Source organism: Bacteroides sp. ET225 (assembly GCF_024733745.1).
Classification (GTDB): domain Bacteria; phylum Bacteroidota; class Bacteroidia; order Bacteroidales; family Bacteroidaceae; genus Phocaeicola; species Phocaeicola excrementipullorum.
This window is the reverse complement of record NZ_JANRHN010000008.1, coordinates 1-11,936: the sequence shown is the minus strand read 5'-3', so window position 1 is coordinate 11,936 and position 11,936 is coordinate 1. Positions and strand designations below refer to the sequence as shown.

Below are 11,936 nucleotides of genomic sequence, written 5' to 3'. Positions count from 1 at the left end.
ATTTAGCTTACGTGTTGTTCGTCACAATTGATTCTTTCCAGTTCGTCGGCAAGCACATACCACAGATAACCCTCCACATGCTTGTGTCCCATTCTCGTCAGGAGTTCCATGTATTCGCGCACCTGCTGCCTGTATGCGTCATGTTTTTTCCCGAATTTGAAGTCGACCACAACGACTCGGCCGTCTTTCTTCATCACGCGGTCGGGCCTCCGGGTCTGCAATCCGCCTTCCTCGTCCCTGAAAATGATGCTGCATTCATTGTACAGCTCCCATCCGCCGTCGAACCAGTCGGCAACGACCGGGTTTTCCAGTGCTTTTTCCGCTATTTCCCTGGTTCTGCGTTCCTGCTCTTCCGTTTCAAAGATACCGTTGAAGCGGAGGTTGCCGATGGCCTGTTCCAGGTCGCTTTTCCGCCTGATGGAGGCAAAAACGCTGTGGAGCAGCTGCCCCTGCTGGATATAGTGCGCCTTGTCGTCTTCGTCCCCCCGGATGAACTCTGCCGATTTGTTTGATTGCTTGAATTCGATTTCCGGTGTAAGGCTCTCTACCCGCATGGAGATGGTTTCCGGTTTGGCTTTCAGCCGGTTTGCCGACTGCTTTCTGCCTTCCTGCTCAGTGCAGAGAGAACCGAACTCATATGTTTCGCATGTGTCGCCTTCTTCCGGACATTCACCGGAAGGGTCGGGCTCCGGTGTCTGCATGAAATCCAGCTTTTCTACCGCTTCACGCAGCAGTTCGGACACCGAGTTGGCCTGCTTCTGCTTGCCGAGCACGATCAGATTCTTGCAGGCACGTGTGAATGCCACGTAGAGCAAGTTCAGGTTGTCGACCCATAACTGCAGGTGCTCTGTCTGGTAACAGTCGTGGTAAACCGACTGGGCCATGTCTTTTGAATAGTTGATGGGAGCCAGATCCAGTTCGTTGAAAGGCGCGAAGTCAGGGTTGTCCGCATCGAGCGAGCACCATACCAGGTGGCTGTTCGTTTCATTTTCCATTTTCCAGTCGCAGAAAGGAATCAGCACGGTATGGTATTCCAGCCCTTTCGACTTGTGGATCGACAGGATGCGGATGCCGTCAATTTCTCCGGAAGGGATGGTCTTTTCGTGCAGCACCTCTTCCCAGTAGGCAATGAAAGCAGCTATGTCCGATGAATTGTCCTGGACATACAGCGTCACCGCATCGTAAAATGCGCAGAGATAAGCGTCCTGTCCTTTGATTTCGCGGATATTGAAGATCGATGCCAGCGTTTCGAGCAGTTCATAAAGCGGCATGAACATAAGTGTGTCTTTCCGCAGGAGGAGTTCTGCGGGAAGGTATTTTTCCGCCCCTTCAAGCAGTATCGTGTTCAAGGCGGTGTCCTTGTGCAGGATTTCCTGCTGGTACGTTGCGGCCAGGCGTGCAAGCGATATGGAGTCGTCGGGAAAAGCAAAGAGCCGTAGCCCGTCGACCAGCATGTTTGCGGCCGGCGAAGCGTCCAGCCTGAAAGCTTCGTCAGACACGATCCGGTGGGACGTGTGCTGCTCGAAGTAGCCGGCTATTTCGGGGATCGCCTTGTTCTTCCGGACCAGGATGGCGATGTCGCTGGCAACTATGCCTTGTCCGACCAGACGTTCCACCTCGGCGGCCAGCTGTTCAAGCATTGATTCCGCATACGGATGCTCCTTGCTGTTGGGCAGGAAAGCAAGCTTCACGTATCCTCTGTTGTCCTTCTTCGGCGTTTTCTGTTCCACATCCGCGTAGGCTTCGGTCAGATCCGTGCAGTGGTTTCCGGTTTCTTCGCGGTACCTTTCGTCAAGGACGAGCGATGCGGCCTTGAAAATTCCGTTGTTGAACCGGATGATGTTGGTTTCGCTTCTCCAGTTTGTGTCCAGCGTGCATTCCCTTGTCCTGAAGGCAGGGTCTTTCTTTATGTTGGCGAGAATCCTCCAGTCGCCGTTCCGCCAGCGGTAAATGCTCTGTTTGATGTCGCCTACAATCAGGCTGCCTTCTTTTTGTGCGAGGCTTTCTTCGAGCAGGAGGTGGAAATTCTCCCACTGCATGCGCGAAGTGTCCTGAAACTCGTCAATCATAACGGTATCAACGGTTGTGCCGATTTTCTCGTAAATGAACGAAGCGTCGCCTTTAGCCATCAGATTATGGAGCAGGGCGTTGGTCTCCGAGAGCAGGAAACGGTTGTGTTCCCGGTTCAGCAGGTTGATTTCGTCGTAGATGTTTGCCAGCAGCCTCAGGTTGTTGAGATATCTCAGCGAGAGCTTGCACGAATTGAGAATCATGTTGTTTTTCGGACGCACTTTCTCGGCTTCCTGCAAGAGCGGGAGAAGGGAGGATGCAGCCAGTTGGCGGATGATGTCACGCTTGGGAGATGTCTTCGAAGCCCAGTTGCCTGCATCCTCCAGACAGTTTCTTACCGTCGCGTTGCAAATGTCGTCGCCCAGCTTTCCGTCGCCCAGCTTCCGGAAATAGCCGCTTATTCCGCTGCTTTTCTTTATCAGGTCGGCCGGGTCAAGTCCGTTCGCGCTGAGGGCTGAAAGATACTTTTCGCTGAAGTCCTTCATCTGTTTCAGTATCTTTGCCTGGATATTTTCAAGCTCTTTCTTGTAGTTCGGGAGGAAGTGGGGATCGGCAAGCTTCTCCCTCAGTTTCTCTCCCTTTTCGATATAGCTTTCGTCAAAGATGTTCCAGCCGAAACTTTTTATTTCTTCCGAAACGTTCCAGCGTTTGTCGTTTTCTATTTTTTCTTCGATGTACTCGATCAGCCAGTACAGTACGGGAGAGTTCCGGTCCAGCTTTTCAATCAGGATGTCTACGGCATCGCTCAGCACCTCCTTGTTGTTCAGTTCGATCGAAAGCCCTGCGCCCAGATTGAGTTCGCGGGCTAGGTTTCTCAGAACGGACTGGAAGAACGAGTCGATGGTTTCGATCCGGAAACGGCTGTAGTCGTGGATGATGTTGGTCAGTGCCTTGCCTGCCGACCGGCGTATCTCGTTTTCCGCCTTGCCTGTACGTTTCTGTATTTCCTTCAGGTATCCGTCCGAGTCCGGACAACGTTCGGCGATTCCGTCAAGCTGTTCCAGGATTCGCTCCTTCATTTCGGCTGTAGCCTTGTTCGTGAACGTTACGGCAAGAATCCTCCGGTAGGCAGTGGGGTCTTCAATCAGTTGGCAGATGTAATTGACTGCCAGCGTGAAGGTCTTTCCCGAACCGGCGGAAGCCTTATAGACCAGAAGTTCCGGGTTAGAATGTGACATAGGTTAAGGTTTAAGCCCCGTCAGTCCTCCCCCGGAGGGAAGGCTTTTGAGGGGGAGTATGACATTTATGTGAGGTTGCGGGTATGTCAAAAAAAGAGTCAGCTTCCGTTCTTGTCATCTGAAGGACAACCGCAGGAAGGAAGACACAACGTTCGGCGAAGTCTGTCCCGCATCCGCGCGGATGCCTTCGAAATCTTTCGCTAACGCTCGGGGCGGCATCGTTTCTGGCAGCCAGATTCTGTTTTGACACGTCCGCGCTTATTGATACAGGAAGCGTTTGATGCTCTTCTTCGCTGTCTTTTCAAATTCTTCGGGATAGAGTTTGACATGTGCGACCTGCGAGTAGGCAGGAAGCAGCTTGTTGAGTTCGACACGGTTCTGCTCGATGGCATCTTCCAGTTGCTTTTTGGTCAGGTTCTGGGCGAAAGCCTCCTCATTGTCCGGATATACGAGTGCCACGAGCTTGTTGTCTTTCAGTATTACCAGCGATTCGTTTACGAAAGGCATGTTGTTGAGCCTTGCCTCTATCTCTTCCGGATAGATATTCTGTCCGGAGGCTGTGAGCAGCATATTCTTGCAGCGTCCTTTGATGAATATGTTTCCGTCCGCATCCTTTACGGCCATGTCCCCGGTGTGGAGCCATCCGTCCTTGTCGATGGTCTGTCCGGTCGCCTCCTGGTTCTTGTAGTATCCCAGCATGACATTCATGCCCCGGCACAGCAGTTCGCCCGGAATGTTTTCCGGATCGGGCGAGTCGACTTTCGTTTCCATGTTTGAAACGGTTTTTCCGCATGACATATAAAGGATCTCGTCCCAGCGGCTGTGGCAGATAAGCGGAGCGCATTCCGTCATTCCGTAGGCGATGGTGTACGGGAAGTTTATTTTCCTCAGAAAGGCTTCCACCTCAGCGTTGAACGGAGCTCCTCCGATGACGATCTCGATGAAGTTCCCTCCAAATACCTCCATGGCCTGTTTGCGTATCTGGTCCTTGATCTTGTCGCTCACGATCGGGATGTGCAGCAGAAGCTTGCCCAGCTTGCTGTCGACCTGCGGAAGAATGTTTTTCTTGAAGATTTTTTCAACGATGAGGGGCACGCAGGCGATGACGCGGGGACGGATGACGGCAAACGATTCGGCGATGATTTTCGGGCTTGGCATGCGTGTAAGAAACCACAGGTGAGCTCCGACGGTAATGCCGTAAAGGAAGTCGAATACCAGTCCGAAAATATGTCCCAGCGGAAGCATCGATACGATCCGGTCGCCCGGCTTCAGCCCGACTTTCGAGTCGATGTGCACGATGTTTGAAATGATGCTGCGGTAGGGGAGCATCACTCCCTTTGAATACCCCGTGGTTCCCGATGTGTAATTGATTACGGCCAGTTCCTCAGGGTCTTCGCGGCGGTAGGCAACCTGTTCCGCACGGAACCGGCAGGGATATTTCTTTCCGAACTCTTCGTTCAGGTGCTCTCTTGCATAGGTGAGTTTTTTTGAGCGCGAAACCACCAGATCGTAGTTTTTCAGCTCGATGATGCCTTCCAGGTTCGGCATGGCACGCTCGTTGAAGTTTTCCCACACCTGGTCGCCCACAAACAGCATCCGTGCTTCCGAATGGTTGACGATGTGGTGCACGTTGTCTGCCTTGAATTCATGCAGGATAGGCACAGCCACAGCTCCGTATGTGACGATTCCCAGGAATGCGGCTGTCCAGTTTGCGCTGTTCCGTCCGCACAAGGCAATCTTGTCGCCCTTCTTTATTCCGGCATGTTCGAAAAGGATATGCATCTTTTCTATCTTTCTGGCAACGTCGCGGTATTGCAGCGTTGCTCCTTTGTAATCTGTCAAAGCGTCCAAATTCCAGTTCTTGCGGATGCTTTCTTCTACCAATTGTATAAAGCTGTTTTGAATCTCCATTTTGCAAATTGCACATTTGTTCTTACAATGTGCGCAAAAATAATAAAACTTTGCTTAAGGAAGCCCTGCTTTTAGCGTTTTTAATGATTACAGGCTACATTTTGGACACTTCTGCAAAAAAGCACGTTGCGGAACTGCGTTGCTTGTCTGCTTTGGAGGACTCCTGAACCGGTGTGCCGGCGACTATGCTTCTGCCGTGAGTTGTCCGTCCGTCAGCCACCGCATTCTTCTCCGTTTTTACATGCGGCGTAATGGCTGCAAAACGAAGAATAGGCCTCTGTATATGCTGCAAAAATAAAGAAAAATGCCTGCCGGTTTTCAAGAAATTATTTACCTTTGTACATATACGCACATCAAAAAACTTCTGTTTATGAAAAAACTGTTTCATCTTGCCTTTGCCATCGGCTTTGCCGGCATGTGTTTCACCGCGTGTGCAGGCTACAGTGCCCAAGACTATGTGAACGACATGAAAAGCCTGACCGAAAAAACGCTCAAGAATGCATCTTCCTATACGGAAGAAGACTGGAAGCGGGTGGGTGAGGAATACCGCAGCATCAATGAAAAAGGCAAAAAGGTATTGGAGGATATGACCGAAGACCAGCGGAAGGAACTGGAAAAGTTCTCGGAAGAAGTGTCGGAAAAAGCCGCCGAGTTCAATCATGAGGAACTGAAGCAGCAGTTTGATGACCTGATGCAGCAGGCGGACGGTTTCATCAATGATATGTTAGAAGAAATCAAAGACAAAGAATAGGCAAAAGACGTATCGTAATCGGTATGCAGCGCATCGGATTTTTTTCGGTTGCTGATTGTCGTTGCGCAAATCTGCATTTCTTCTGCGTTTTCTCACATATTTTGCTTATGTTTGCAGAAAGATTGAATCAAAAGAAACGGAATTATGCTGGTTTACAACACGACTTATCATGTAGAAATGGATGACGCGCGCAATTTTGTCATCTGGCTGAACGAATGTTATATTCCTGAAGCGGAGAAGAGCGGTATTCTGAAGAATCCGCGCATACTCCGCATACTGAGCCACAAGGAACAGGACAGCGAATGCTTTTCGTTGCAGTGGGAGGCGGAGGATTCGGCCGCACTGCACAAGTGGCTGGTGAACGGAGGAGAACATCTGAACGGGGAAATCAAAAAGATATTCAAGGATAAAGTGGTCGGGTTTCCGACATTGATGGAGGTCATCAGGTGATACAGCCCGTCAAAGAGAAGATCATACTGGGCATAGATCCGGGAACGAATGTCATGGGATACGGCGTGCTGAAGATTGCGGGAGTCAAGCCGCATGTGATGGCGCTTGGAGTGATCGACCTCCGCAAATGCGCGGATCCTTATCTGAAGCTGAAGCATATTTACGAGCGGGTGCAGGGAATCATCACTTCGTATCTGCCCGACGAGCTTGCCATTGAGGCTCCTTTCTTCGGGAAAAACGTGCAGTCGATGCTGAAGCTCGGACGTGCGCAGGGGGTGGCTATCGTGGCTGCGCTGTGCCGCGACATACCTGTCACTGAATATGCCCCGCTGAAGATCAAAATGGCAATCACGGGGAACGGACAGGCAAGCAAGGAGCAGGTGGCGGACATGCTGAAACGCATGCTCCATATTCCGGAGTCGGAGATGGGGCCTTTTCTTGATGCGACCGACGCGCTCGGGGCTGCCTATTGCCATTATCTTCAGATGGGAAATCCGGTCCTGCCCAAAGCTTATTCAAACTGGAGAGATTTCATAGCGAAAAATCCGAACCGAATAAAAAAATAATTTGTAAAATGAAACTGAAACACGTAATTCTGATGTCTGTCATTACGGCTGCCGGATGCAGCCAGTCGCAGAAAGACGGTTTTTCTTCGTATGAGGATTATCCCGCCTACAAGGGAGAATGGGAAGAAATGGTTTACTCTCCGTCGTCGACACACTTTGCGCTGTGGGCTCCTACTGCGCAGGAGGTGCGGGTGATGCTCTATGAACAAGGCCTCGGAGGATCGGCCTACCAGATGCTTCCCATGGAAGAGGAAACTGACGGTATGTGGAAGGTAAAGGCCGACGGGGATCTGAACGGAAAGTTCTATACTTTTAATGTGAAGGTAAACGATACCTGGCTGGGCGATACGCCGGGAGTGATGGCGAAAGCGGTTGGAGTGAACGGCGACCGTGCCGCTATTATCGACCTCGACACCACGGACCCGCAGGGATGGGATGCCGACAAGCGTCCGCCGATGAAGAGCTTCTCTGACATGATTATTTATGAAATGCACCATCGGGACTTCTCTGTGGATACGGTTTCCGGCATCAAGAACTGCGGAAAGTTTCTGGCTCTGACGGAGAAGGGAACTTCTACTTATCTGGGCGAAAAGACTGGCATCGACCACCTGAAGGAGCTGGGGGTTACGCATGTGCAGATCCTTCCTTCGTTCGACTTCGCGACGGTCGACGAAACGCGGCTCGACAAACCTCAGTATAACTGGGGATATGATCCGAAGAACTACAACGTGCCGGAAGGTTCTTATTCGACCGACCCTTACAAGCCCGACGTGCGCATCCGTGAGTTCAAGCAGATGGTCATGGCTTTGCATCAGGCGGGTATCCGTGTGATCATGGATGTGGTTTATAACCATACGGCCGTGGCGGAAGGCAGCAACTTTGAACGTACGGTTCCGGGGTATTTCTACCGCCATACGGAAGACGGGAAGTTTGCCGACGCTTCCGGCTGCGGAAACGAAACGGCCAGCGAGCGTGCCATGATGCGCCGCTTTATGGTTGAGTCGGTATGCTATTGGGTGAACGAATATCACATCGACGGATTCCGCTTCGATCTGATGGCTATCCATGACATTGAAACGATGAAAGAGATCCGGGCTGCGCTTGACAAGATCGATCCTACCATTTATATAGGTGGCGAAGGCTGGGCTGCCAAGGCTCCGCAACTGCCGGAAGACCAGATTGCCTTGAAAAAGAACATTGCCCGTATGCCTGGAATAGCGGCGTTCAGCGATGAGTTCCGCGACAGCCTGCGCGGTGCCTGGGGGGATGATTCCAAAGGTGCTTTCCTGATCGGCAAGCGGGGATTTTCTGAAGGCGTGAAGTTCGGACTGGCAGGAGGTGTCGTGCATCCGCAGGTGCAGACGGATTCGGTGAACGGTCCGCTGAGAAACTGGGCCGGAGAGCCTGCTCAGATGATCAGTTACATGAGCTGCCATGACGATATGTGCATCACCGACCGTATCCGTGCCACAATGCCCGGTGCGTCGGTTCAGGAACAGGACGCTTTGCTGAAACTGGGAATGACGGCTGTTATGACTTCGCAGGGCATTCCTTTCATCTTTGCCGGCGACGAAGTGATGCGGAGCAAGTTCGGTGTCGCAAATTCATACGCAAGCCCTGACAGCATCAATGCCATCGACTGGAGGAACAAGACGGCTCACCGTGACTTGTTTGACTATACATGTGGACTGATTGCCGTCAGAAAGGCGCATCCGGCTTTCCATCTGGGTTCTGCTTCCCTTGTGGGCAAGTGCCTGGAGTATTTGGAAACTCCGTCAGACAATGTGGTGGCTTTCCGCATCAACGGAAAACCGGAAGGTGATACATGGCTGAATACGACCGTTGTGCTGAATGCGGATACAGCTCCGGCCGAAATCGCCGTTCCGGAAGGGAAGTACTGGATAGTATGCCGTGACGGTAAAATCGACCCAGTGATGGGACTGGGAGTGCTGAACGGAAACAAACTTGTTGTGGCTCCGCGGACCGCCATGATTGTCCACCAGTAACGGAAATTTGTATGAAAAAAAAGGAAGGTACGGCAAGCTGTGTCAGAGGAAGAGCTTCGTGCCTTCCTTTTTTTGAGAGACAAGTAATTTATTGATACGTGACTAAAAAACAGAAAAACGGAGATGCAAGATATAATATCAATAACGGACGGAGTGGCGCGCAATCCGGTTTATCGGATGAAAAAGCCGATAAATCTGCACATCGGAAAAGGAGAGCATATAGCCATAGTCGGACCAAACGGAGGCGGGAAAAGTCTTTTGGTAGATACCATCACGGGGCGTTATCCGCTGTTGATGAATGAAGTGGCTTATGACTTTTCTCCTTCGGAGTCGGAAATGGTGTGTGACAATGTCAAATACATCACTTTCCGTGATTCATACGGCGACTCGGATGCCACCTACTATTACCAGCAGCGCTGGAATACGCATGATATTGACGAAACTCCCATTGTCCGCGATCTTCTTCCGGCGTGCGCGGACGGCGAACTGAAGGATGCGCTGTATGACCTGTTCGGGGTGGAGGCCATGCTGGACAAACATATTATTCTGCTGTCGAGCGGAGAACTGCGGAAGTTCCAGCTGACCAAGACGCTGTTGAGCGGTCCGAGGGTGCTTATCATGGACAATCCCTTTATCGGACTTGATGCGAAGACCCGTGACTTGCTTCATGTGCTGCTGCGCAGGCTGACGGAGATGACGCGCCTTCAGGTTATACTGGTTCTTTCAAAGACAGATGATATTCCGGAATTCATCACGCATGTGATTCCTGTGGAGGACCGTACTTGCGGTGATAAGATTTCCTTGCAGGAGTATCTGCATCAGCGTCGGGAGGTTCCGGCGCATGTTCTTCCGGAAGAAAAGCGGGAACGGATTCTGAATCTGCCTTATGGCGAGAATCTGTATCATGCGGAACACATTGTGGACTTGAACAAGGTGAGCATCCGCTATGGTGACAGGACGATACTGAAAGATCTGGACTGGACCGTCCGTTGCGGAGAGAAATGGGCGCTGAGCGGAGATAACGGCTCGGGAAAGTCAACCCTGCTGAGTCTGGTGTGCGCTGACAATCCCCAAAGCTATGCCTGTGACATCGCTCTGTTCGGCCGTAAAAGAGGGAGCGGGGAGAGTATCTGGGAGATAAAGAAGCACATCGGTTATGTGAGTCCGGAGATGCACCGCGCTTACCTGAAAAATCTGCCTGCAATTGATATAGTGGCAAGCGGACTGCATGACTCGATCGGGCTGTACAGGAAAATGCAGGAGAAAGACCGTGCCGTGTGCGAATGGTGGATGGATATTTTCGGGATAGCTGACCTGAAAGACCGGAATTTCCTCCAATTGTCGAGCGGAGAGCAGCGCATGGTTCTGCTTGCGCGTGCCTTTGTGAAGGATCCGGAACTGCTGATTCTTGATGAGCCTCTCCACGGGCTGGATATGTGGAATCGCAGGCTGGTAAAAGATGTCATCGAGGCTTTCTGTGAAAGAAAGGACAAGACTATGATTATGGTGACGCATTACCAGGAGGAGCTTCCGGCTGTCATTACAAACGCGCTTTATCTGAAAAGAAACTGAAAGCGGTCTGTGCGACGCGGTCCAATATGGAACATTGCTGTCCACAAAAAATGGGCAGGCTGTTGAATGTCGGATGTCAGCTGACGATATGGCAAGCATTCGCTCAGCTTGTGAACTTGCAAAGAATGCTATGTTCATTTTAAAGTACATTCTAGTGAGGGGGCTGGTGTGAATATTGATAAATGAAAAAAATAATCTAAACATATTTTATTATGGAACAGAATGAAATCAAATTCATTGTAGATTATGAGGCTGAAGAGGTAAAAGTATCAGGATTTTCAGAGTTAGAAGGTCGTGGTGGATTATATGTAGGTGATGGCATGGCTATGTTTTGGGGTGAAGGATGGCGTAATCATGAGCTGTTTATAGCCAATACGCAGACTGGCAAAATCCGGAAACTTTCGACTGAAGACGGTACCATGCTTGTGGACGATAGTGAGATTGATTTTAAATCAATAGAAAAGAAGTGCCGTTATGGATATAAAAATGCCAGAAACAAGGATATAAGATATGCTGCTGTCAATAGATATGATTGTTTTAAAAAAGGTATTTGTGCCATTTCGTGGATGATATATCCGGATGGAAGATATTTTGAGGATTCAGACGGTTTTGGTGGAGAAGATAACGATGTGGAATTTGTATATGCAATAATAAATACAAACCTTGATATAATAGAGCCTTTTCGTCCTGTAGATGATATAAAAAAATATTTGGAAGAGCTCAGATCAGAGATAGGGTGATTATTTTATCTCTGCAAAGAAGGAATATCAGATATATTGATTCCAGTAATTTATATCCGATTTCATTCGTGTCCCGTTAAGCTATATTAATGATTCCCATACTGATAATTGGTTTGTTGTATATCTACATATTAATATATGAAACAGGATTCTGATTTTTACCAATCAAATGGGATATGTTCATGTTTAGAAAGGGAGAGTTCTCAACTTCTTCACCTTCAAATTCCCAGCGTCCTGGGTATTCTTTTGAACTAGTCAAAAACCAACGTGTTGGTCTAAATACTCCTATGATATATCCCGAACATATAGCAAAAGCAAAATCTGCATTTTGTGCTCGTTTGCCACATAATCGCCAATACTTTCTTGTACATTCATATAAATTGGGTCTTTCGCATTGAAGATAAGTCCTGCTTACATTAAAGCAGATTATTCTATCATTGTTCTTATTCTCAAAAGAGCCATAATCACGAAATACATTTTCCATCGTCCCTATTTTTTCCACAAAAATACGCATTATATTTGGTTTATCCTGTAAAAGGACTGCTTTTGTATCAAATAAGAGTTGTTTGACAGAAACACACCTCATATAGCAGAAATCGCAACTGTTTCCAGGTCATTACCCCACTCTTTGAGAAATACTCATAAATGACTTATTTCTAATAGATTCCTATTTTAATATCGTTTTTTTCTAC

At 49.5% G+C, this 11,936-nt stretch carries 9 protein-coding genes; 6 read left to right on the top strand and 3 right to left on the bottom strand.

From position 1 onward, the window contains the following. Positions 1–2: 2 nt before the first annotated feature. On the bottom strand, positions 3–3,248 hold the full coding sequence (locus NW212_RS05435; protein WP_258337633.1) for an exodeoxyribonuclease V subunit beta: 3,246 nt from the start codon (positions 3,246–3,248) through the stop codon (positions 3–5). A gap of 258 nt (positions 3,249–3,506) precedes the next feature. After that, positions 3,507–5,159 carry an AMP-binding protein gene (locus NW212_RS05430; RefSeq protein ID WP_258337632.1) on the bottom strand — a complete coding sequence of 551 codons (1,653 nt, stop codon included), beginning with the start codon at positions 5,157–5,159 and terminating at the stop codon, positions 3,507–3,509. Between the two features lie 370 nt (positions 5,160–5,529). Here NW212_RS05430 and NW212_RS05425 point away from each other — a divergent pair, with 370 nt between their 5' ends. The 6 genes from NW212_RS05425 (at position 5,530) to NW212_RS05400 (ending at position 11,244) form a co-directional block, all read left to right on the top strand. Further along, entirely contained in the window at positions 5,530–5,910 is a 381-nt protein-coding gene (locus NW212_RS05425) for a hypothetical protein (protein ID WP_258337631.1), read from the top strand. 144 nt (positions 5,911–6,054) lie between these two features. Continuing rightward, on the top strand, positions 6,055–6,360 hold the full coding sequence (locus tag NW212_RS05420; protein WP_258337630.1) for a DUF4286 family protein: 306 nt from the start codon (positions 6,055–6,057) through the stop codon (positions 6,358–6,360). Further along, a complete protein-coding gene (gene ruvC / locus NW212_RS05415; protein ID WP_258337629.1) occupies positions 6,357–6,926 on the top strand; it encodes a crossover junction endodeoxyribonuclease RuvC in 570 nt (189 codons plus the stop codon). The genes NW212_RS05420 and ruvC overlap by 4 nt, the downstream gene beginning before the upstream one ends. Before the next feature lie 8 nt (positions 6,927–6,934). Beyond that, positions 6,935–8,932 (top strand): type I pullulanase, encoded by a 1,998-nt coding sequence (pulA, locus tag NW212_RS05410; RefSeq protein WP_258337628.1) that lies wholly within the window; start codon positions 6,935–6,937, stop codon positions 8,930–8,932. Positions 8,933–9,055: 123 nt separating this feature from the next. Then, positions 9,056–10,504, top strand: coding sequence for an ATP-binding cassette domain-containing protein (locus NW212_RS05405; RefSeq protein ID WP_258337627.1), 1,449 nt, complete (start codon positions 9,056–9,058; stop codon positions 10,502–10,504). Positions 10,505–10,716: 212 nt separating this feature from the next. Continuing rightward, positions 10,717–11,244, top strand: a complete 528-nt coding sequence (locus tag NW212_RS05400) for a hypothetical protein (protein ID WP_258337626.1) — start codon at positions 10,717–10,719, stop codon at positions 11,242–11,244. A 124-nt stretch (positions 11,245–11,368) separates the two neighbouring features. On the opposite strand, the gene NW212_RS05395 is transcribed toward NW212_RS05400, so the two are convergent. After that, positions 11,369–11,728 (bottom strand): hypothetical protein, encoded by a 360-nt coding sequence (locus NW212_RS05395; protein WP_258337625.1) that lies wholly within the window; start codon positions 11,726–11,728, stop codon positions 11,369–11,371. Between the last annotated feature and the right edge of the window lie 208 nt (positions 11,729–11,936).

Excerpts from the sequence above, each read along its gene's own strand:
- NW212_RS05435 (WP_258337633.1), bottom strand. The coding sequence starts at position 3,248 with ATGTCACATTCTAACCCGGAACTTCTGGTCTATAAGGCTTCCGCCGGT.
- NW212_RS05430 (WP_258337632.1), bottom strand. The coding sequence starts at position 5,159 with ATGGAGATTCAAAACAGCTTTATACAATTGGTAGAAGAAAGCATCCGC.
- NW212_RS05425 (WP_258337631.1), top strand. The coding sequence starts at position 5,530 with ATGAAAAAACTGTTTCATCTTGCCTTTGCCATCGGCTTTGCCGGCATG.
- NW212_RS05420 (WP_258337630.1), top strand. The coding sequence starts at position 6,055 with ATGCTGGTTTACAACACGACTTATCATGTAGAAATGGATGACGCGCGC.
- pulA (WP_258337628.1), top strand. The coding sequence starts at position 6,935 with ATGAAACTGAAACACGTAATTCTGATGTCTGTCATTACGGCTGCCGGA.
- NW212_RS05405 (WP_258337627.1), top strand. The coding sequence starts at position 9,056 with ATGCAAGATATAATATCAATAACGGACGGAGTGGCGCGCAATCCGGTT.
- NW212_RS05400 (WP_258337626.1), top strand. The coding sequence starts at position 10,717 with ATGGAACAGAATGAAATCAAATTCATTGTAGATTATGAGGCTGAAGAG.
- NW212_RS05395 (WP_258337625.1), bottom strand. The coding sequence starts at position 11,728 with ATGGAAAATGTATTTCGTGATTATGGCTCTTTTGAGAATAAGAACAAT.